At 57.4% G+C, this 21,718-nt stretch carries 20 protein-coding genes; 15 read left to right on the top strand and 5 right to left on the bottom strand.

The window, feature by feature from the left end; translation table 11 throughout:
- Positions 1-208: 208 nt before the first annotated feature.
- The 6 genes from mmuP (at position 209) to tauD (ending at position 6,161) form a co-directional block, all read left to right on the top strand.
- Positions 209-1,615 (top strand): S-methylmethionine permease, encoded by a 1,407-nt coding sequence (mmuP, locus tag AC1M2H_RS21830; protein ID WP_480149026.1) that lies wholly within the window; start codon positions 209-211, stop codon positions 1,613-1,615.
- Positions 1,602-2,534 (top strand): homocysteine S-methyltransferase, encoded by a 933-nt coding sequence (mmuM, locus tag AC1M2H_RS21825; protein WP_480149025.1) that lies wholly within the window; start codon positions 1,602-1,604, stop codon positions 2,532-2,534. Before mmuP ends, mmuM begins: the two co-directional genes overlap by 14 nt.
- 213 nt (positions 2,535-2,747) lie before the next feature.
- Positions 2,748-3,710, top strand: coding sequence for a taurine ABC transporter substrate-binding protein (tauA, locus tag AC1M2H_RS21820; protein ID WP_480149024.1), 963 nt, complete (start codon positions 2,748-2,750; stop codon positions 3,708-3,710).
- An 11-nt stretch (positions 3,711-3,721) separates the two neighbouring features.
- Positions 3,722-4,489 (top strand): taurine ABC transporter ATP-binding subunit, encoded by a 768-nt coding sequence (tauB, locus tag AC1M2H_RS21815; protein WP_041144239.1) that lies wholly within the window; start codon positions 3,722-3,724, stop codon positions 4,487-4,489.
- Positions 4,486-5,313, top strand: a complete 828-nt coding sequence (gene tauC, locus AC1M2H_RS21810) for a taurine ABC transporter permease TauC (RefSeq protein WP_480149023.1) — start codon at positions 4,486-4,488, stop codon at positions 5,311-5,313. The genes tauB and tauC overlap by 4 nt, the downstream gene beginning before the upstream one ends.
- Positions 5,310-6,161 carry a taurine dioxygenase gene (gene tauD / locus AC1M2H_RS21805; protein ID WP_480149022.1) on the top strand — a complete coding sequence of 284 codons (852 nt, stop codon included), beginning with the start codon at positions 5,310-5,312 and terminating at the stop codon, positions 6,159-6,161. Before tauC ends, tauD begins: the two co-directional genes overlap by 4 nt.
- Before the next feature lie 32 nt (positions 6,162-6,193).
- Here tauD and olsF read toward each other — a convergent pair whose 3' ends face one another.
- Positions 6,194-7,894, bottom strand: a complete 1,701-nt coding sequence (olsF, locus tag AC1M2H_RS21800; protein WP_480149021.1) for a bifunctional ornithine lipid synthase OlsF — start codon at positions 7,892-7,894, stop codon at positions 6,194-6,196.
- A gap of 155 nt (positions 7,895-8,049) precedes the next feature.
- Positions 8,050-9,024, bottom strand: coding sequence for a porphobilinogen synthase (gene hemB / locus AC1M2H_RS21795; RefSeq protein ID WP_480149020.1), 975 nt, complete (start codon positions 9,022-9,024; stop codon positions 8,050-8,052).
- A gap of 508 nt (positions 9,025-9,532) precedes the next feature.
- Here hemB and ehaB point away from each other — a divergent pair.
- Together ehaB and iprA are read left to right on the top strand one after the other, a co-directional pair.
- Positions 9,533-12,484, top strand: coding sequence for an autotransporter adhesin EhaB (ehaB, locus tag AC1M2H_RS21790; RefSeq protein WP_480149019.1), 2,952 nt, complete (start codon positions 9,533-9,535; stop codon positions 12,482-12,484).
- A gap of 91 nt (positions 12,485-12,575) precedes the next feature.
- A complete protein-coding gene (gene iprA / locus AC1M2H_RS21785) occupies positions 12,576-13,199 on the top strand; it encodes a hydrogen peroxide resistance inhibitor IprA (RefSeq protein ID WP_480149018.1) in 624 nt (207 codons plus the stop codon).
- Here the strand turns inward: iprA and ampH are convergent, their stop codons facing one another.
- A complete protein-coding gene (gene ampH / locus AC1M2H_RS21780) occupies positions 13,200-14,357 on the bottom strand; it encodes a D-alanyl-D-alanine-carboxypeptidase/endopeptidase AmpH (protein ID WP_480149017.1) in 1,158 nt (385 codons plus the stop codon).
- A gap of 216 nt (positions 14,358-14,573) precedes the next feature.
- Here ampH and AC1M2H_RS21775 point away from each other — a divergent pair, with 216 nt between their 5' ends.
- The 3 genes from AC1M2H_RS21775 (at position 14,574) to AC1M2H_RS21765 (ending at position 17,550) form a co-directional block, all read left to right on the top strand.
- On the top strand, positions 14,574-15,077 hold the full coding sequence (locus tag AC1M2H_RS21775) for an isochorismatase family protein (protein WP_480152007.1): 504 nt from the start codon (positions 14,574-14,576) through the stop codon (positions 15,075-15,077).
- A 124-nt stretch (positions 15,078-15,201) separates the two neighbouring features.
- On the top strand, positions 15,202-16,422 hold the full coding sequence (sbmA, locus tag AC1M2H_RS21770; protein WP_095094265.1) for a peptide antibiotic transporter SbmA: 1,221 nt from the start codon (positions 15,202-15,204) through the stop codon (positions 16,420-16,422).
- Positions 16,423-16,440: 18 nt separating this feature from the next.
- Positions 16,441-17,550 carry a DUF1615 domain-containing protein gene (locus tag AC1M2H_RS21765; protein WP_480149016.1) on the top strand — a complete coding sequence of 370 codons (1,110 nt, stop codon included), beginning with the start codon at positions 16,441-16,443 and terminating at the stop codon, positions 17,548-17,550.
- On the opposite strand, the gene AC1M2H_RS21760 is transcribed toward AC1M2H_RS21765, so the two are convergent.
- Positions 17,547-17,849 (bottom strand): DUF2755 family protein, encoded by a 303-nt coding sequence (locus AC1M2H_RS21760; protein ID WP_480149015.1) that lies wholly within the window; start codon positions 17,847-17,849, stop codon positions 17,547-17,549. The two genes, AC1M2H_RS21765 and AC1M2H_RS21760, sit on opposite strands and share 4 nt — an antisense overlap.
- A gap of 252 nt (positions 17,850-18,101) precedes the next feature.
- Between AC1M2H_RS21760 and AC1M2H_RS21755 the strand changes: the two genes are divergently transcribed.
- Positions 18,102-18,305, top strand: a complete 204-nt coding sequence (locus AC1M2H_RS21755; protein WP_426812914.1) for a DUF2754 family protein — start codon at positions 18,102-18,104, stop codon at positions 18,303-18,305.
- A 76-nt stretch (positions 18,306-18,381) separates the two neighbouring features.
- Here the strand turns inward: AC1M2H_RS21755 and ddlA are convergent, their stop codons facing one another.
- Positions 18,382-19,479 carry a D-alanine--D-alanine ligase gene (gene ddlA / locus AC1M2H_RS21750; protein ID WP_480149014.1) on the bottom strand — a complete coding sequence of 366 codons (1,098 nt, stop codon included), beginning with the start codon at positions 19,477-19,479 and terminating at the stop codon, positions 18,382-18,384.
- Positions 19,480-19,814: 335 nt separating this feature from the next.
- Here ddlA and AC1M2H_RS21745 point away from each other — a divergent pair, with 335 nt between their 5' ends.
- The 3 genes from AC1M2H_RS21745 to iraP are packed head-to-tail and all read left to right on the top strand — an operon-like array spanning position 19,815 to position 21,683.
- Positions 19,815-21,011, top strand: coding sequence for a multidrug efflux MFS transporter (locus tag AC1M2H_RS21745; protein ID WP_480149013.1), 1,197 nt, complete (start codon positions 19,815-19,817; stop codon positions 21,009-21,011).
- Between the two features lie 16 nt (positions 21,012-21,027).
- On the top strand, positions 21,028-21,369 hold the full coding sequence (locus AC1M2H_RS21740; protein WP_480149012.1) for a hypothetical protein: 342 nt from the start codon (positions 21,028-21,030) through the stop codon (positions 21,367-21,369).
- A 53-nt stretch (positions 21,370-21,422) separates the two neighbouring features.
- Positions 21,423-21,683, top strand: coding sequence for an anti-adapter protein IraP (iraP, locus tag AC1M2H_RS21735; protein WP_480149011.1), 261 nt, complete (start codon positions 21,423-21,425; stop codon positions 21,681-21,683).
- The last annotated feature ends 35 nt before the right edge of the window (positions 21,684-21,718 follow it).

Raw genomic sequence — 21,718 nt, 5'->3', positions numbered from 1 at the left:
TGTAAAAATAGCAACATTGTTTTATTTTTTTGCTTATAGCGATCACGTTTTGCTTTTTGTCATTTAAATGCCCAGAACCTGCGCTCATTTTTCGGGCAAACGCCCGTAAAACGGCGTGAAAAGCGGCGTCTGTTTTGCAATTTCATCTGCGGCACGGTATAACTGCACCTCTTTGGATGTTTAGATGTCCATACGTATAGAAGGTAATATGCAAAGTACACCACGGCAGAGTGAGCCGCTGAAGCGCACCATGAAGACCCGCCACCTGATCATGCTCTCGCTGGGCGGCGTGATTGGCACCGGCCTGTTTTTTAATACCGGCTATATCATCTCGACCACCGGAGCGGCGGGAACGCTGCTGGCCTATCTGATTGGCGCGCTGGTGGTTTGGCTGGTGATGCAGTGCCTCGGCGAGCTGTCGGTGGCAATGCCGGAGACCGGCGCGTTTCACGTCTACGCCGCTCGCTATCTCGGCCCGGCAACGGGATACACGGTGGCGTGGCTCTACTGGCTGACGTGGACGGTGGCGCTCGGCTCAAGCTTTACCGCCGCCGGTTTCTGTATGCAGTACTGGTTTCCGCAGGTGCCGGTGTGGGTATGGTGCGTGGTGTTCTGCGCGGTGATTTTTTTCCTCAACGTCATCTCCACCCGCTTCTTTGCCGAAGGCGAGTTCTGGTTTTCGCTGGTCAAAGTCGTCACCATCATCGCCTTTATTATTCTCGGCGGGGCGGCGATATTCGGCATTATCCCGATGCAGGACGGTTCGCCGGCGCCGGGGCTGCGTAATCTGACCTCTGAAGGCTGGTTCCCGCACGGCGGCCTGCCGATCCTGATGACCATGGTGGCGGTGAACTTCGCCTTCTCCGGGACCGAACTTATCGGCATCGCGGCGGGTGAAACGCAAAACCCGCATAAGGTCATCCCGATCGCCATTCGAACCACCATCGCCCGGCTGATTATCTTTTTTATCGGCACCGTGTTTGTGCTGGCGGCGCTGATCCCGATGCAGCAGGCAGGGGTGGAGAAAAGCCCGTTTGTGCTGGTCTTTGAAAAGGTGGGTATTCCCTACGCGGCGGATATCTTTAACTTCGTGATCCTGACGGCGATCCTGTCGGCGGCCAACTCCGGCCTCTACGCTTCAGGGCGGATGCTATGGTCTCTGGCGAATGAGCGGACCCTGCCGGCGTGCTTCGCCAAAGTGAACAAAAACGGCGTGCCGCTGACCGCGCTGTCGGTCAGCATGCTTGGCGGCGTGCTGGCGCTGTTTTCCAGCGTAATTGCGCCAGATACTGTTTTTGTCGCGCTGTCGGCGATTTCCGGCTTTGCGGTGGTAGCTGTATGGCTCAGCATCTGCGCCTCGCACTTTATGTTCCGCCGCCGCCATCTCCAGCAGGGTAAAGCCCTGAGCGAGCTGCACTATAGCGCGCCCTGGTATCCGCTGGTGCCGGTGCTGGGATTCGTTTTATGCCTGGTGGCCTGCGTGGGCCTGGCGTTTGACCCCAGCCAGCGCATTGCTCTGTGGTGCGGGATCCCCTTCGTGGCGCTGTGCTATGGTGCCTGGTATCTGACCCACTCACGACAATTCAACAGGGAGCAACAGCATGTCGCAGAATAACCCGTTAACCTCTCTCCTTGCCCGCGAGCCCTTTGTGCTGCTCGACGGCGCGATGGCGACGGAGCTGGAAGCGCGCGGCTGTAATCTGGCCGATAGCCTGTGGTCAGCGCGGGTGCTGCTGGAAAATCCGCAGCTGATTCGCGACGTGCATCTGGACTATTTCCGCGCCGGCGCGCAGATCGCGATCACCGCCAGCTATCAGGCCACCCCGGCGGGCTTCGCCGCCCGTGGGCTGGATGAGGCGCAGTCGAAAGCGCTGATCGGAAAAAGCGTTGAGCTGGCGCGCAAGGCGCGGGAAGCCCGCCTCGCGGAAAACCCGCAGGCCGGCACGCTGCTGGTCGCCGGTTCGGTGGGGCCCTACGGCGCCTATCTCGCCGATGGTTCGGAATATCGCGGCGATTATCAGCGCAGCACGGAGGATTTTCAGGCCTTCCATCGCCCGCGCGTGGAAGCGCTTCTCGATGCCGGAGCCGATCTGCTGGCCTGCGAAACCCTGCCGTCATTTGCCGAAATTAAGGCGCTGGCGGCGCTGCTGACGGCGTACCCGCGCGCTCGCGCCTGGTTCTCGTTTACCCTGCGCGACGCCGGGCATCTCAGCGACGGCACGCCGCTGAGCGAAGTTGTGGCGGCGCTTGCGCACTCTCCGCAGGTGGTGGCGCTGGGCATTAACTGTATTGCGCTGGAAAACACCACCGCCGCGTTGCAGCATCTGCACGGTTTGACCGCGCTGCCGCTGGTGGTCTATCCCAACTCCGGGGAGCATTACGACGCGGTGAGCAAAACCTGGCACCATCACGGCGAGTCCTGCATCGCCCTGAGCGAGTATCTGCCGCAGTGGTTGGCGGCGGGGGCAAAACTGATTGGCGGCTGCTGCCGCACCACGCCGAAAGATATTGCCGCCCTGGCGGCCAAACGCTGACCGGCTACGGCGCGGCTCGCCGCCGGCCGGGCGTCTCCCCGCTCCAGCAATGCCTGCCGGGGCGGCGCTCTCGCTTCTCAATCCCCGTTTTTAACTATCGTTTGCCGCTTTTTTTCTAATGACGATTGGCTATTAGCCAGAATTTTTAATTACTTCATCAAACGCATCAGGCCGGAAATACTGCACCCATAACAACAAAGGGGAACAGATTCTATGGCACACGCATCGCGCATTACACTTATCGCCGCCCTGGCATTCGCCGCGTTTCAGGCCCAGGCGGTCAACGTCACCGTGGCGTATCAAACCTCCGCCGAGCCGGCGAAAGTCGCTCAGGCTGACAATACCTTTGCCAAAGAGAGCGGGGCGACCGTTGACTGGCGCAAGTTTGACAGCGGGGCGAGCATCGTACGCGCGCTGGCCTCCGGCGATGTCCAGATTGGCAACCTCGGCTCCAGCCCGCTGGCGGTCGCCGCCAGTCAGCAGGTGCCGATTGAAGTCTTCCTGCTGGCCTCAAAGCTCGGTAACTCCGAAGCGCTGGTGGTGAAAAAGAGCATTACCAAACCCGAAGATCTGATCGGCAAGCGCATCGCGGTGCCGTTTATCTCCACCACCCACTACAGCCTGCTATCGGCGCTGAAGCACTGGGGTATTAAGCCGGGCCAGGTGCAGATCATCAACCTGCAGCCGCCGGCGATTATTGCCGCCTGGCAGCGCGGGGATATTGACGGCGCCTACGTCTGGGCTCCTGCGGTCAACGCCCTGGAAAAAGAGGGCAAGGTGCTGACCGATTCGTCGCAGGTCGGCGAGTGGGGCGCGCCAACCCTGGACGTGTGGGTGGTGCGTAAAGATTTTGCCGAGAAGCACCCTGAGATTGTGAAAGCCTTTGCGAAGAGCGCAATCGACGCCCAGCAGCCCTACATCGCCAACCCGGATGCATGGCTGAAGCAGCCGGAAAATATCAGCAAATTGTCGCGCCTGAGCGGCGTGCCGGATGCGGACGTCCCCGGGCTGGTGAAGGGCAATACCTACCTGACCGCGGCGCAGCAGGCGCAGGAGCTGAACGGGCCGGTAAACAAAGCGATTATCGATACGGCTAAGTTCCTCAAAGAGCAGGGCAAAGTACCCGATGCCGGCGCCGATTACAGCCAGTACGTCACCGACCGTTTTGTGAAATAAAGGAGGTCACGATGCTGCAAATCTCGCATCTCTTTGCCGACTACGGCGGCAAACCGGCGCTGGCGGATATCAACCTGACGCTGGACAGCGGCGAACTGCTGGTGGTCCTTGGGCCGTCGGGCTGCGGTAAAACCACGCTGCTGAACCTGATTGCCGGATTCGTGCCTTATCAGCACGGCAGCATCGTCCTTGAAGGGCAGCGCGTAACCGGGCCGGGCGCCGAACGCGGCGTGGTCTTTCAGCATGAAGGCCTGCTGCCGTGGCGTAACGTGCAGGATAACGTGGCGCTGGGGCTGCAGCTGGCGGGCGTGGACAAAGCGCTCCGTCGGGAAACCGCGGCGCAGATGCTGAAGAAGGTGGGGCTCGAAGGGGCGGAAAAACGCTTTATCTGGCAGCTTTCCGGCGGCCAGCGCCAGCGGGTGGGGATTGCCAGAGCGCTGGCGGCCAACCCGCAGCTGCTGCTTCTTGACGAACCGTTCGGCGCGCTGGACGCCTTTACCCGTGAACAGATGCAAACCCTGCTGCTCGGCCTGTGGCACGAGACCGGCAAGCAGGTACTGCTTATCACCCATGATATTGAAGAGGCCGTGTTTATGGCCACCGAGCTGGTGCTGCTGTCGCCGGGTCCGGGGCGGGTGCTGGAGCGGCTGCCGCTCGACTTTGGCCGCCGCTTCGTCGCCGGCGAGTCCTGCCGCAGCATTAAATCCGATCCGCGTTTTATCGAGCAGCGTGAATACGTGCTGAGCCGGGTATTTGAACAACGGGAGGCCTTCTCATGAGCGTGGTCATCAACGATAAACCGCGTCGGCGGCCGCTGAAGCGGCGCTGGCCCGTTTCCCGTCAGCTGACGCTGAGCGTGGCGACGCTGGCGGTGCTGCTGGCTATCTGGTGGGCAGTCGCGGCGCTACAGCTGATTAGCCCGCTGTTTCTGCCGCCGCCGGGTCAGGTGTTGCACAAGCTGATAACTATTGCCGGCCCGCAGGGCTTTATGGATGCCACCCTCTGGCAACATCTGGCGGCGAGTCTGACGCGGATCGTCATAGCGCTGCTGGCGGCGGTGCTGCTCGGCGTACCGGTGGGGATTGCGATGGGGCTCAGCCCGACGGTGCGCGGCATCCTCGATCCTTTAATTGAGCTGTACCGACCGGTGCCGCCGCTGGCCTATCTCCCGCTGATGGTTATCTGGTTCGGCATCGGCGAGACGTCGAAGATCTTATTGATCTATCTGGCGATCTTCGCCCCGGTGGCGATGTCGGCGCTGGCGGGGGTGAAAAGCGCCCAGCAGGTGCGCATTCGCGCCGCGCAGTCGCTAGGCGCCAGCCGCGCCCAGGTGCTGTGGCTGGTTATTTTACCCGGCGCTTTGCCGGAGATCCTCACCGGCCTGCGCATTGGTCTTGGCGTGGGTTGGTCGACGCTGGTGGCCGCGGAGCTGATCGCCGCCACCCGCGGGTTAGGCTTTATGGTGCAGTCCGCCGGCGAATTCCTGGCAACCGACGTGGTGCTGGCCGGGATTGCGGTGATTGCGATAATTGCGTTTCTATTGGAACTGGGGCTGCGCGCGCTGCAGCGCCGCCTGACGCCCTGGCATGGAGAAGTACAATGAGTGAACGTCTGAGCATTACCCCGCTGGGGCCCTATATCGGCGCGCAGGTAGCCGGCGTGGACCTCGCACGTCCGCTGAACGATAACCAGTTTGAGCAGCTGTATCACGCGGTACTGCGCCATCAGGTGGTATTCCTGCGCGAGCAGAATATTACCCCGCAGCAGCAGCGCGATTTTGCGCGACGCTTCGGCGACCTGCATATTCATCCGGTCTATCCCCACGCGCCGGGCGTCGACGAAATTATCGTGCTCGACACCCATGACGATAACCCGCCGGATAACGACAACTGGCATACCGACGTCACCTTCATCGAGACGCCGCCTGCCGGCGCGATTCTGGCGGCAAAAGAGCTGCCCTCCACCGGCGGTGACACCCTGTGGACCAGCGGCGTGGCGGCGTATGAAGCGCTTTCCGAGCCTTTTCGCCAGCTGTTAAGCGGCCTGCGGGCGGAGCATGATTTCCGCAAATCGTTCCCGGAGTATAAATACCGCGGCAGCGAAGAGGAGCACCGGCGCTGGCTGGAGGCGGTGGCGAAGAACCCGCCGCTGCTGCATCCGGTGGTACGCACGCATCCGGTGACCGGCAGGCAGGCGCTGTTCGTTAACGAAGGCTTTACCACGCGGATTGTTGAGGTGACGGAAAAAGAGAGCGAGGCGCTGCTGAGTTTCCTGTTTACTCACGTAACGAAACCGGAGTTTCAGGTACGCTGGCGCTGGCAGCCCAACGACGTGGCGATTTGGGATAACCGCGTGACCCAGCACTATGCCAACGCCGATTATCTGCCACAGCGGCGCATTATGCACCGGGCGACGATCCTCGGCGATAAGCCGTACTATCGCGCCGGTTAAAACCTGCGGCAGCGCGCCGCAGGCCGGGCAGATTACAGATGCGCGCCGATATAGCGCTGATAGCGGTTGGCTTTTAAAAACGTTAAATCCACCAGCACCAGCCCGTCCACGCAGTTGTTAAAATCCGGGTCGCTGCCGAAGTCGATAAACTGCACGCCGCCCGGCTCGCACACCTCGGAGTATTGCTTATACAGCGGCGGAATAGCGCAGCCGAGATTGCCGAGCAGCGACTTCAGCCGGGTGAGATCTTCGGCATAATCCTCGCCGCTAAACTGCGCCAGCACGTCGGGCAACGAAGCGGGATAGGGACGGCGCGACTCCGCCAGCGGATGGGTCGCCGGGAACCACAGCCGATAGAAGGCCACCAGCAGATCGCGTGCCGCCGGCGGCAGACCGCCGGAAATCGACACCGGGCCGAACAGATAGCGATAGTGCGGGTAGCGGGCGAGGTAGGCGCCGATGCCCGACCACAGATAGTCCAGCCCGCGCCGACCCCAGTAGCGTGGCTGGATAAAGCTGCGCCCCAGCTCAATACCGTGGCGGAGAATGTCGTCCATCCGCTGGTCATAATGGAACAGGCTATAGCTGTAAATACCCTCCAGCCCGCGTTTTTCCAGCTGCATTGCGGTAGGCATAAAGCGATAGGCGCCGACGATTTCCAGATCTTCCTCGTCCCACAGAATCAGGTGCAGATAATCATCGTCGTAGCCGTCGACGTCGCGCCGTTTGCCGCTCCCTTCGCCCACCGCGCGGAAGGCGATCTCCCGCAGGCGGCCGAGCTCGCGCAGCAGCGGGGCGTCGTCCTGACCGTTGCGCTGCCACAGATAGATGGTTTTGCCGTCGGCGGTATGCCCCAGGCACTCCGCGCGGTGTAGCTCGCGTTTTATCAGCGCCCGATCTTCAGGGCGGGCGATGGCGCTTTCCGTTTTGAACAAGCCCGCCTGACCTTTGCCCATCAGTTCGACGTGGCGGTAGCAGCGATCCGCCAGCTCGCGAGGCGACATCTGCGGGCTATACCAGCTGGACCAGGCAATCTGCTGGCCGATGCCGATCGGCAGGCTGCCGTTGCGGCGACGGAACATTTGCTGCATGAGCAGCAGCAGCGGCAGGTTTTCTGAGAACAGGGTGCTGGCGTAGAACAGGGCGCTGTTGTGCGCGCGGATCCACACCGGCAGCAGCGGGGCGCGATATTTGGCCGCCAGCTTGATAAAGCCCGGGTGCCATTTCTTATCGCGGATCCCCCGGCGCGTCGGGCGCGAGACCTCGCCCGCCGGGAAAAAGATCAGCACGCCGCCGTTTTGTAGCTGGCGATCCATTTGCTGCAGCGCGGCTTTAGCGGTGCGGCCGTTGATGTTATCGACCGGAATAAACAGCGAGCTGAGCGGCTCAAGATGAGTCAACAGGCGGTTGGTCACGACTTTTACATCGCGGCGCACGCGGGAGACGGCGTAGAGTAGCGCAAGGCCGTCCAGGGTACCGGTAGGATGATTGGCGACGATCACCAGCGGGCCGTGTTCAGGAATTTGTTCCAGATCGTGCGCCGGAATAGCGCAGCGAATATTAAGGTGTTCCAGCACCTGTTCGACCGTATCGAGCCCCTTCAGGTGGCGATGGCGGGCGGCAAATTGTTGAAACTCTTCCTCATGGAGCAGTTTTTTTAGCAGCTTCTTTTGCCAGGCGGCGGGCCTGGCCTCAGGCCACAGGTCGTCGAGTACATGATCGAGACTAAACATAGCGCTTCCTCCTCCGTCCTGCCGAGACAGTAGAAGGCGAAAATGTCGCTTATATTGCAGTTGGGTGAATATTCGGCATTGGCGGGCCCAAAAGCGCAACGCAGGCCAGGAGAATTCCCGGCCTGCGTGCGGAGGCTGCAGCCCGAAAGGCGGGTTTAGCGCAGGATTTTCTTTTCGGCCAGGTCAAGGGCGAAATAGCTGAAGATCAGATCCGCGCCGGCGCGCTTAATGGCGCCAAGACTTTCCAGAACCACTTTTTCTTCATCAATGGCGCCCGCCTGGGCGGCAAATTTGATCATCGCGTACTCGCCGCTGACCTGGTAGGCGCCGAGCGGCAAATTGCTGCGCTCGCGGATATCGCGCAGGATATCGAGGTAGGCGCCGGCCGGTTTCACCATCAGGCAATCCGCGCCCTGGGCTTCATCCAGCAGCGACTCGCGAATCGCTTCCCGGCGGTTCATCGGGCTCATCTGATAGGTTTTACGATCGCCCTTCAGCGCGGTGCCGGCCGCTTCGCGGAACGGACCGTAGAACGAAGAGGCAAACTTGGTGGAGTAGGACATGATGGCCGTATGGGTAAAGCCTGCGGCGTCCAGCGCCTGGCGAATAGCCTGCACCTGACCGTCCATCGCGGCGGATGGCGCGATAAAATCAGCGCCGGCCGCTGCCGCAACAACCGCCTGCTTACCGAGGTTCACCAGGGTGGCATCGTTATCTACGCCGTGCTCGCAGAGTACGCCGCAGTGGCCGTGGGAGGTGTATTCGCAGAAGCAGGTATCGGACATCACGATCATCTCCGGTACCGCCTCCTTACAGATACGCGACATCCGCGCCACCAGGCCGTTTTCGTTCCAGGCATCGCTGCCGTTGGCATCGGTGTGATGGGAAATACCGAAGGTCATCACCGAACGGATGCCGGCGTTGGCGATACGCTCGATTTCACGCGCCAGGTGCTTCTCCGGGATGCGCATCACGCCGGGCATGGCTTCGATGGCTTTGTAATCGGCGATTTCTTCTTCAACAAAGATCGGCAACACCAGGTCATTCAAACTCAGTGTTGTCTCTTCAAACATGGCTCGGAGCGAAGCGGACTGCCGCAAGCGGCGCGGGCGAGTGATTAAATCTGTCATGGTTTGCCTGATTTTGTGAAATGAAAGACCGCAGTATACCTGAACCTGAGGGCGGAAGTTTTACGAAAGTGGCTTAAAATCTCCCTTCGGCCGTACGGCGCTGGCAATAAAAATGAGATCCTTAATGAAATACGCATGGCGGATATTTATATTTTCAGGTGATGTTTATTTTTATTGGGTATTTTAGGAACTAATTGGATTTATATATTTAATGTCGACGGGGATTTCGGCCTGTTTATTCAGTATTGTTTTGTTTGTTTGCTAATGTATTTGTTTGTTTTATATTTGATGATCGTTAATTATCTAATTAACTGAAATCAGAGTGTTTATTTTATTATTTTCGGTAGGTGTGCTGATTAAATTATTGTCCGGTTTCGGACTTTGGCTAAAGAATAATTGAACCTTTCCTCGCTGACACCGCATAATCGTTCCGCGAAGCATAATAATGTTCTTCTACGTATTGATAATTGATGGATCAACGATATTACGTCCCTGAGGAGGGATGACCATGCACCCCTGGAAAAAGAAATTTGTAGTTTCACAATTAGCATTAGCCTGCACTTTGGCAATCACCTCTCAGGCAAGTGCTTTTAATGATATATCTGGAACCAACTACACGACATTCAAACATTATAACGACGCTAACTATGCTGACGGCGTTTACTATAATGGTTATGTAGGCTGGAATAACTATGCGACGGATAGTATTTATAACGGTGACATTTATCCGGTAATCAATAAATCCGTCGTTAATGGCGTGATCTCAACTTACTATCTGGATGATGGCCTTGCCAACAACGCGAACAGCAATAGCCTGACCATTAAAAACAGCACCATTCACGGGATGATCACCTCCGAGTGCATGACCACCGACTGCGTGGGGCGTGACGCGACCGGCTATGTTTATGACCGCCTGGCGCTGACCGTTGATAACTCAACCATTGATGATAACTATGAGCACTATACCTACAACGGCACGCACGCCGATGGCTCCGTAGATACGCATCTTGTTGACGTTTACGACCTGGGGACGGCTATTACGCTGGATCAGGAGGTCGATTTGGTGGTCAAAAATAACTCCCATGTTGCCGGCATAACCCTGACCCAGGGCTACGAGTGGGGAGATATTGACGACAACACCGTTAGCACCGGCGTCAACAGCGGCGAAGTGTTTCACAACGCGATTAGCGTAACGGATTCTACCGTGACGTCCGGCTCATGGTCCGATGAAGGTACTTCCGGCTGGTTCGGCAACAACAATAACGCCAGCGATTACGGTGGCACCGGTCTGCATACGAACGGCGGCGCCGGCTTTAATGCCGATGACGTCGCGATTTCTGCCATCGCCAATCCGCATGCGGATAATGCGATGCAGACGACGGTTAACCTCACTAACTCGACCCTGATGGGGGACATCTTATTTTCCAGTAACTTTGACCACAATTTCTTCCCGAGCGGTGCGGACAGCTATCGGGATACCAATTCTGCCGTAGACACTAACGGCTGGGACGGCACTGACCGTATGGACGTCACGCTGAATAACGGCAGCAAGTGGGTAGGGGCGGCGATGTCCATGCATCAGGTTGATTCTGATGGCGATGGCGTCTACGACGGCTTTGCCGCAGGTACCGACGCGACCGCAACGCTGATCGATGTCGCGGCGAACAGCCTCTGGCCGTGGTCAACCTATGGCATCAACAGCAGCGATACGGCCTACAATGAAAACGGTCACGTTGCTGGCAATGAAGTCTATCAGAGCGGTCTGTTCAACGTAACGCTGAACGGCGGTTCACGGTGGGATACCACCAAAACGTCGCTGATTGATACTCTGAGCATCAACAGCGGTTCGCTCGTCAACGTCGCTGATTCCACCCTGGTTTCCGACACCATCTCTCTGACCGGCGGCTCTGCTCTGAAGATCGCTGAAGATGGCCACGTCGCGACCCACGCGCTGACAGTTGACAACAGTACCGTCACGATTGCCGACGATGTCTCCGCCGGCTGGGGCGTGGATGATGCCGCCTTGTATGCCAACATCGTCAACGTCACCCACGATGGTATTCTCGATGTGGGCAACAGTACGGCGTACGCGCTGCAGGCCGATACGCTGAATTTGACCAGCTCGACGGATGCCGGCGGGAAAGTACATGCCGGCGTGTTTAACGTTCACAGTAATCGCTTTGTGCTGAATGCCGATTTAACCAACGATCGTACTCGCGATACCGCTAAATCTAACTACGGCTACGGCATCATCGCCATGAACTCCGATGGCCATCTGACCATCAACGGCAACGGTGACGCCGACACCTCTTTCGACCAGTCCGAAGTGGATAACGCGGGCGACAAGGTTGCGGCTGCCACCGGCAACTACAAAGTTCGCATTGATAATGCAACGGGGACGGGCTCCGTTGCTGATTACAAAGGCAAAGAGCTGATCTACGTTAACGACAAGAGCAGCACCGCCACCTTCTCTGCGGCTAACAAGGCCGACCTGGGCGCCTACACCTGGCAGGCTAAGCAGGAAGGTAACGTGGTGGTGATGCAGCAGAGGGCGCTGACCGATTACGCTAACATGGCGCTCAGCATCCCGTCCGCTAACAGCAATATCTGGAACCTGCAGCAGGATACCGTGGCGACTCGGTTGACCCACTCCCGGCACGGTCTGGCGGATAACGGCGGCGCCTGGGGCAGCTATTTAGGCGCTAGCTTCAACGGCGACAATGACACCATCAGCTACGCTCAGAACGTCAACGGCGCCATGTTGGGCCTGGATACCAAAATTGATGGTAACCACGCTCAGTGGATCGTCGGCACCGCCGCGGGCTTCGTGAAAGGCGACCTGAGCGATCGCAGCGGTCGGGTGGATCAGGACAGCCAGACGGCCTATATCTACTCGTCCGCTCGCTTTGCAAACCACGTCTTCGTTGACGGTTCTCTGAACTACTCTCACTTCAACAACCAGCTGTCTGCCAATATGAGCAACGGCCAGTACGTAGACGGCAGCGCTTCCTCAGACGCCTGGGGCTTCGGGCTGAAGCTGGGTTACGACTGGAAGCTGGGCGAGGCGGGCTATGTGACGCCGTACGGCAGCGTATCCGGCCTGTTCCAGTCCGGGGATGACTACCGCCTGAGCAACGGCATGAAAGTTGGCGACCAGTCTTACGACAGCATGCGCTATGAGCTGGGCGTTGACGCGGGCTACACCTTTACCTACGGCAGCGATCAGGCTCTGACGCCTTACTTCAAACTGGCCTACGTGTATGACGATGCCGACAACAACGCGAAGGTAAACGGTGATTCTATCGATAACGGCACCGAAGGTTCTGCGGTACGCGTTGGGCTGGGTACCCAGTTCAGCTTTACCCGCAACTTCAGCGCCTACTCCGATGTGAGCTACCTCGGCGGCGGAGATGTGGATCAGGACTGGGCGGCTAACGTCGGCGTTAAATATACCTGGTAAGATTATTTGCCGTGATAAAACATTAAAGGTTATTTAATCTAAGAGTATGCCCGTCAAGGAGTTGACGGGCATTATTGTCAGGAATGCATAAATGCTATCGCTGAGTAAACCGCTTAATGAATTTGGTCAGCTGGATCGCTGTTTGTCAAAATATGGCACACGCTTCGATTGTTGTAGTGAAAAACAGATTATATTTTCGCATGATATACATTGCGATAGAACGGTAGTTATTTTAGCTGGCGTGATTTCGCTGCGCCGAGGAGAAAATATCCTTGTTGGTATTGCTCAGGCGCCGTTTATTATTGGACTGGCCGATGGGATAATGAAAAATGAGGTGCAATATAAATTAATGACTGAGGGGAAGTGTAGCGGATATCATCTGCCTTCTTCGCAGGCGATTAAACTCATCGAGCAGAATAATTTGTGGCGCGACGCATTCTGCTGGCTGGTATGGCATAATCGCATAATGGAACTGCGCGATCTGCAGCTCATCGGGAATAACTCCTATGAGCAAATTCGCGCCACGCTGCTGTCGATGATTGGCTGGGACGAATCGTTACGTGTTCGTATTGGCGTGATGAATTATATTCATCAAAAAACGCGTATTTCGCGCTCCGTGGTGGCCGAAGTGCTTGCCGCCCTGCGTAAAGGCGGCTATATCGAAATGAATAAAGGCAAACTGGTCAGCATCAACCATTTGCCTTCAGAATATTAATCAGGATTCGGGAACGGGCAGCGGTTTTTCCCCGCTCAATTCGCTGACCAGGTCATTGATGCCATTACTCATATTGCTAAAGCGCGTCAGCGAAGAGCGGGTGACCACCACGAAGGCGCCCACGTTAGCCTGCGGGTTCATCGCCATATAGGTAATAAATCCGCCGCCGCCGCCGGTCTTCTGAATAATGCCCGGGTGCCCGTTCTTCGGCTTCATATAAACCCAGCCAAGGCCCAGCGCATCGGCTTTCCCCGGCACGTCCATACCGATAACGCGGGTCAACTGGCTGCGCTGATAGATCAGCGTCTGCATGCGGTCGGCCTGCTGGCCGCGGGTGTAAAAATCAGAAGAGAGGAACTGCTGCATCCAGCGCATCATATCGCCCGGCGTGGAGTAAACGCCGCCGCTGCCGATCGCCGCCAGGGTGTTGTTGCACGGGCTGGCGCCCTTCTCGGCGACCATAAGGCGGCCGCACTGATCCGGCGATGGCGTAAAGGTCGTGTCCTTCATGCCCAGCGGGCGGGTAATTTGCTCTTCAAACAGCTGCGGATAAGGCTTGCCCGCGGCGTTCGAAAGGGCGTCCGCCAGCAGATCGAAAGCGAGGTTGGAGTAAGCGGCCTGGGAACCGGGCGCGGCCTTCAGCGACGTCGTCGACAGCCATGCCCAGCGCTGCTGGCGGGTTGGCCAGACGAAGACCGCGCGGTGCGCCGCGCCGCCGGGCTGTTCGCGCGGCAGGGCGCTGGTATGCGTCGCCAGGTTAACCAGCGTAATCGGCGTGCCCTGATAGCTCGGTACCCGAGCGCCCGGAGGCGCGTATTTGCTCAGCGGATCGTTAAGCTTAACCACCCCCTGATCGAGCATTTTCACCAGCATTTCGCTGGTCATCAGCTTACTCAATGAGGCGATGCGGATGACGGAGTCCAGCTGAGGATGTTCATTATTACCCGGACGCGTCTCGCCAAAGCTGCGAAAAACGCGCTGGTTACCGTCGATGACGACCAGCGCCATACCGGTGGCGCCGCTGCCGTAGTAGATATGGTTGGCGTAACGGTCGACAACATCGGAGGCAAATTCCGGATCGACGCTCGGCTGAGCAGCCTGGACCGATGTCCACGACGCCGCGCACAGCGCAGCAAAAATGAGCAGACTACGTTTCAACGGGGTATCCATATGATGAAAAGAAATATAGAGCGTATTTATACTACGAAGCGAGGTAGAGCAAGGCGGGAATAACGTCAATATTGTGCGGAAAAACGTAACGGTGCGTAAAAAGGACTTTTTTGCGCATGAGCATATCCGCTTTCCCCGGCGGGCAGGTATGATTAGCGTTTGATTAATCGGGAGATCAGAGCGATGGCGACTCTGCGGGTGGTAATGGTAGTCGATATGCAAAATGGCGTCTTTGCGACGCCGCGGGTTGAGCGCGCGCGCTGCGTCGCGCACATTAACCGCCTGACGCGCGCCGCGGATCGCGTTATTTTCATTCAACATGCGGAAGACGGCGGGCTGGAAGAGGGCAGCGACGGTTTCGCCCTGCTGGCGGAACTGGAGCAGCCGGCGGGATCGCTGTATGTCACCAAAACCGCCTGCGATGCGTTCTATCAAACCCGCCTTGCGCAGCTATTGAGCGACCTGAACATCGAAGAGTTCGTCATTTGCGGCTGCGCAACCGATTATTGTGTCGATACCACTATCAAAAACGGCGCCAGTCGCGGTTATGCCATTACCGTCGCCGAAGATGCGCACACTACCGCCAACCGCGCCGCGGCGCAGGCGCAAACGCTGATTGCCCACTATAACGAGGTTTGGCGCACGCTGACCGTCCCCGGCAATCCTGTACGCGTGAAACCCACAGAAACAATTCTTAGCGCCTGGTAGACGAACTAAGCTGCTGATATCCGGTCTCATCATCCGGTCGCCTTTCTTTGCCGCGCCCTATGCGGCGGGCATTGTCGTGGTACACAGCATAATCAGAATGAGAAGAAGTTAGCAGGAGAGCATGATGTTTAAATCTTTTTTCCCCAAACCGGGGCCGTTTTTTATCTCTGCCTTTATCTGGTCACTGCTGGCGGTGATCTTTTGGCAGGCGGGCGGCGGCGACTGGCTGCTGCGCTTAACCGGGGCCTCGCAAAACGTGGCCATCAGCGCCGCGCGCTTCTGGTCGCTGAACTATCTGCTGTTCTACGTTTACTATATGTTCTGCGTCGGCGTGTTCGCTCTGTTTTGGTTTATCTACAGTCCGCATCGCTGGCAGTACTGGTCGATCCTCGGCACCGCGCTGATTATCTTCGTTACCTGGTTTATGGTCGAAGTCGGGGTGGCGATTAACGCCTGGTACGCGCCATTCTACGATCTGATTCAGTCCGCGCTGGCCACGCCGCATAAGGTCAGTATCAACCAGTTTTATCAGGAGATCGGCGTATTCCTCGGCATCGCGCTCATTGCGGTCATTATCGGCGTGATGAACAACTTTTTCGTCAGCCACTACGTCTTCCGCTGGCGTACCGCGATGAACGAACACTACATGGCGCACTGGCACCATTTACGCCATATTGAGGGCGCGGCCCAGCGTGTGCAGGAAGATACCATGCGCTTTGCCTCTACCCTTGAGGATATGGGCGTTAGCTTTATCAACGCGGTGATGACTCTGATTGCTTTCCTGCCGGTGCTGGTGACCCTCTCCGAGCACGTGCCCGATCTGCCGATTGTCGGCCATCTGCCGTATGGCCTGGTGATTGCGGCGATCGTCTGGTCGCTGATGGGAACCGGTATGCTGGCGGTGGTAGGGATTAAGCTGCCGGGCCTTGAGTTTAAAAACCAGCGCGTTGAGGCGGCCTATCGTAAAGAGCTGGTGTATGGCGAAGACGACGCCGCTCGCGCGACGCCGCCGACCGTACGCGAGCTGTTTGGCGCCGTACGCCGCAACTATTTCCGCCTCTATTTCCACTATATGTACTTCAACATCGCGCGCATTCTCTATCTGCAGGTCGATAACGTTTTCGGTTTGTTCCTGCTGTTTCCGTCGATCGTGGCCGGTACCATTACGCTGGGCCTGATGACGCAGATAACCAACGTCTTTGGCCAGGTGCGCGGTTCGTTCCAGTACCTGATCAGCTCCTGGACGACGCTAGTGGAGCTGATGTCCATCTACAAACGTCTGCGCAGCTTTGAACGTGAACTCGATGGCAAAGAGCTGAGTGAAGTGACGCAAACGCTCGGTTAATTATCTCAAGGAAGGATTATGTCGGCAGCAGCCTCTACCCGTATCGTTTCGCTCTCCCTGACGCTCCTGGCGGGGATGGTGCTCAGCGCCTGTACCAGCAATCAGGGGCCGGCGCTAAAAAAGGGTGAACAGCCCGTGGACGTTGCCGCCGTGGTACGGCAAAAAATGCCGGCCAGCGTGAAGGACCGTGACCAATGGGCGCAGGCGATAGCCAAAGCCTTCGAAAGCCAGAAGCTGGCGCCGACGGAAGAAAACGTCTGTTCGGTGCTGGCGGTGGCCCAGCAGGAGTCCAACTATCAGTCGGACCCGGTGGTGCCGGGGCTGAATAAAATCGCCTGGCAGGAGATAGACCGCCGGGCGGAGAAAATGCACATTCCGCTGTTCGTCGTGCATACCGCGCTAAAAATCCCTTCACCGAACGGCAAAAGCTACAGCGAGCGCCTGGATAGCGTGAAAACGGAGAAGCAGCTAAGCGCCGTTTTTGACGATTTTATCGATATGGTGCCGATGGGACAGACCCTGTTTGGCTCCCTCAATCCGGTGCATACCGGCGGCCCGATGCAGGTCAGCATCGCCTTCGCCCAGCAGCATACCGACGGCTATCCGTGGAAAATGGAGGGCACCGTGCGCAAGGAGGTCTTTAGCCTGCGCGGCGGCCTGTGGTTTGGCACCCGGCATTTGCTGAACTATCCGGCGAACTATAGCGTGCCGCTGTATCGTTTTGCTGACTTCAACGCCGGCTGGTACGCCAGCCGCAACGCCGCGTTTCAGCATGCGGTTAGCAAAGTAAGCGGCGTGAAGCTGGCGCTGGACGGGGATTTGATTCGCTACGACAGCGATGAGCCGGGAAACACGGAGCTGGCGGTGCGGCGGTTAGCCGGACAACTGGCGATGAGCGATGATGATATTCACCAGCAGCTGAAAAAAGGCGACAGCCTGGCGTTTGAAAAAACCGACCTCTATCAGCAGGTTTTCCGTCTTGCCGATCGGAAAGCGGGCAAGGCCGTGCCGCGGGAAATCCTCCCTGGGATCCAGCTCGAAAGCCCTAAAATTACGCGAAATTTGACTACCGCCTGGTTCGCGAAGCGGGTCGATGATCGGCGCGCCAGCTGCATGGCGCGTCGTTAGCGATTATTGCGCCAGCGCAGGAACAGCCCCAGAAGCGCGACCAGCAGGCAGCCAAACAGAAAGGGGATCAGGCCAAAAATGGTTCCCACCGCGAGGCCTATTTCTACGCGCGGATGGTGGCTATTCTGGACCTGCATTAAGCGTTCAAAAACGCCGGGTGCGTGCACCAGCATGCTCAGCATTTGCGCGCCGGCCCAGAAGCAGAACAGCACAAACAGTCCGTAGGCGATATTGCTGCTGGTCAGCGGGCTCCTGCTTTTTTTGCCAAAGAGCGTTTTTGAAAAGGCAAACTCTGCCATATAACCTCCGTACTCCACTTCTCTGCCGCATTACAGCGGCTATACGGCGATTATTCTGGCAGCGGCGGGCGCTATCCAGTATCAGATTGCTGGTAATTCCGGCCAGGAATATTCCTGAACTTGCCGCTTTGCGAGCGCGTTAAAAATTTGTCGAATGGAGAGTCATCTCCCACCGTGAAATAATTATCAACGTCGCTACAGACCGCGGATGGCGCCTGTGCGAAGATGCTTTTTTTTGCCGTTGGAGTCGTTATGAAGCTCACTGAGAAAATTCGCCGTGACTGGCACTATTACGCTATTGCGCTGGGGTTGATTTTTATTCTGAACGGCGTGGTGGGGCTGCTGGGGTTTGAAACTCAGGGCTGGCAATCCTATGCCGTCGGGCTGGTGACCTGGGTCATTAGCTTCTGGCTGGCGGGATTTATTATTCGCCGTCGTCCGGCAGAGAAAGCCTAGGGCGCTGACAGGATTGCGGCCGACCGGGCCGTAAATCTGTCACCCCGGCAGGCGTAGCGCCGCCGGGGCAGTATTATCAGTTCATCGAGGTTTTCAGCGCGCGATCGGCGGCGTGACGCTCCAGCGCCAGCTCAATCAGGCGGGTGATCAGGCTGGTATAATCCAGCCCGCTGGCCTGCCACAGCTTGGGATACATGCTGATATTGGTAAAGCCCGGCAGGGTGTTGATTTCATTGATAACGACTTCATTATCTGCCGTCAGGAACACGTCGACGCGCGCCATGCCGCTGCAGCCGAGCGTCTGATAGGCACGAACGGCAATATCCCGAATTTTATCGTTAACTTCACCGTCAATGGCCGCCGGAACGACGACTTTCGCTCCCTGATCGTCAATGTATTTGGTGTCGTAGGCGTAGAACTCGCTGTTGAGGACGATTTCGCCGCAGGTGCTGGCCTCGGATTCGTCGTTACCCAATACCGCACACTCGATCTCCCGCCCCTTAATTCCTTGTTCAACCACCACTTTATGGTCAAATTCAAAGGCCAGCGCGACCGCCTGCTGATACTGCGCTTCGTTGTTCACCTTGCTCACGCCCACCGATGACCCCTGATTGGCCGGTTTGACAAACAGCGGCAGACCGAGGGTGTTTTGCACTTCCGCGAAGCTAAAACGCTGGCGGTTAGCGCGGGTCAGGGTAATAAACGGCGCGATAGACAGGCCGGCGTCACGCAGCAGGCGCTTGGTGACGTCTTTATCCATGCAGGCGGCGGAGCCAAGCACGTCTGAGCCGACGAAGGGCAGGTTTGCCATCCGCAGCATACCCTGCAGCGAGCCGTCTTCTCCCAGGGTGCCGTGGACAATCGGGAAAATAACGTCGATGGCGGCCAGCGGTTGACCGCTGTCGGCATTAATCAGCTGCCGGGATTCGCGGCCGGGAATTTGCGCCAGCGTGACATCGGAGGGGCGTAGCGCAATACGGGCGGGATCCTGCGGGTTCAGCAGATAGTTACCGGCATCGTTAATATGCCAGAGACCCTGTTTATCAATCCCCAGCAGAACGACGTCGAAGCGCGATTTATCAATTGCTTCCACGATGTTCTTCGCCGACTGCAGCGACACTTCATGTTCTGCCGACTTGCCGCCAAAAACGATCCCAACCCTCATCTTAGCCATTTCAACTTCCATCCTGATTACATCAAAGCACATAACATAGCATGCGCGATGACGGCGTGGCTGCCAGAATCTCTGCGCCACGCCGCAGGGGGTTAAAAGCTGTTCAACCGCCGCCGCGGATCGGCAGGCGAGGGCGGGGGGCGATGCGCGCCGGTGGCGGAGGCTTAGCACAACGCGCTGGGGCTCCGGCGATTAGCTCTGAAAATATTTTATAAATCGGTATATGGAGCGATAAAATACTAAACTGATCGTGAGCGCATCTCTGGTAATACGCCCGCCGGGGGAAATTGCTAAGCTAGGTAATAATTCACAAAAACTAATGAATACGCGTAGTTATGGAATCCTGGAAGGTTAACCTAATCTCCGTCTGGTTCGGCTGCTTTTTTACCGGCCTGGCAATCAGCCAAATTCTCCCGTTTTTGCCGCTCTATGTTTCCCAGCTCGGCGTCACCTCTCATGAGGCGCTGTCGATGTGGTCGGGCCTGACCTTTAGCGTCACCTTCCTGATCTCGGCCATCGTTTCGCCGATGTGGGGCAGCCTCGCGGATCGCAAAGGGCGCAAGCTGATGCTGCTGCGCGCCTCCCTGGGAATGGCGATTGCCATCCTGCTTCAGGCCTTTGCCACCAACGTCTGGCAACTGTTTATCCTGCGTGCGGTGATGGGGCTGACTTCCGGCTATATTCCTAATGCGATGGCGCTGGTGGCCTCTCAGGTACCGCGCGAGCGCAGCGGCTGGGCGCTCAGTACGCTATCGACGGCGCAAATCAGCGGCGTAATCGGCGGACCGCTGCTGGGGGGCTTCCTGGCCGACCACGTTGGGCTGCGGATGGTGTTTATCATTACCGCTATTTTGCTGACGGTGAGCTTCCTGGTGACGCTGTTCCTGATTAAAGAGGGCGTGCGCCCGCAGGTCAACAAAGCGGAGCGCCAGAGCGGCAGAGAGGTGTTTGCTTCGCTGCCGTACCCGGGCCTGGTGATTAGCCTGTTTTTCACCACCCTGGTGATTCAGCTGTGCAATGGTTCAATCGGTCCTATTCTGGCGCTGTTTATCAAATCGATGGCCCCGGAGAGTAATAATATCGCCTTCCTTGCCGGAATGATTGCCGCCGTGCCGGGCGTTTCGGCGCTGCTCTCGGCCCCGCGTTTAGGCAAGCTTGGCGATCGGATCGGAACCTCGCGGATCCTGCTGGCGACCCTGTGCTGCGCGGTGGTGATGTTCTTTGCGATGTCCTTCGTGACCACGCCGCTGCAGCTGGGCGTGCTGCGCTTTATGCTCGGTTTTGCCGACGGCGCGATGCTGCCGGCGGTGCAAACTCTGCTGCTCAAATACTGCAGCGATAGCGTTACCGGACGCATCTTCGGCTATAACCAGTCGTTTATGTATCTGGGGAACGTGGTCGGGCCGCTGATTGGCGCCTCGGTATCGGCAATGGCCGGCTTCCGCTGGGTGTTCATCGCCACGGCGATTATCGTGCTGATTAACCTTTGGCAGCTGGCCGTTATGCTGCGGCGCAGTCGGGCTTCTACCTGATTGCCTCCCGGGCGGTATGTGCGCGCATATCGCCGTATTGACCCCTCGCCGCGCTGCTTTCATTACTCTTTGTTATGATACTGGCCCAGCGGCGCCGGGTATTATTACTTTGCGTACCGACGTAAAACCGCGTATTAGCCCGCTCGTCTATTCTATTATCGTGATGCGTTTTGCTTATTACGGAAATACGATGGCTATATCATTTTATTATTTACTATTAAAATTGGTTATAGAATTCTCTTTGTCCGTTATTTATGGTGGTTGCTTTTGCTGTTTGTTTTTTAATCGCGCAGGCGTTTCGTTAATTATCGATGATAATCAGCGGGCATTTTTAGAAAATAAGTCTGGTATCTGTTGATGAATCTATGACATAAAGAATAACTCACTGACCTCGCCTAAGGATAAAGCGTTGTGAAGAATCTCATTGCCGAGCTGCTGGTCAATCTGGCGCAAAAGGAAGAGGAAACAAAGGAGCTGACGGTGCAGGTTGAGGCGCTGGAAGTGGTGGTCACGGCGCTGCTGAGGCATATGGCGCAGGACGCGCAGCAGGCGTTAATTCACGATATTGAACAGGCTATCGAGCAGGCCAGCCCGGGTCCGCTGGTCGATGATCGCGATGCTCAGCGGTTGCAGCAATATATAAAAAAGCTGTTGCGGCATCCTCGTAGCTAACGCCAGTGACAAGGCATGGATGCTGTCATTTTACT

It is taken from the genome of Klebsiella sp. F11 (genome assembly GCF_056712265.1).
The sequence above is the reverse complement of the archived record's forward strand: the minus strand, read 5'-3'. Positions and strand labels throughout refer to the sequence as shown.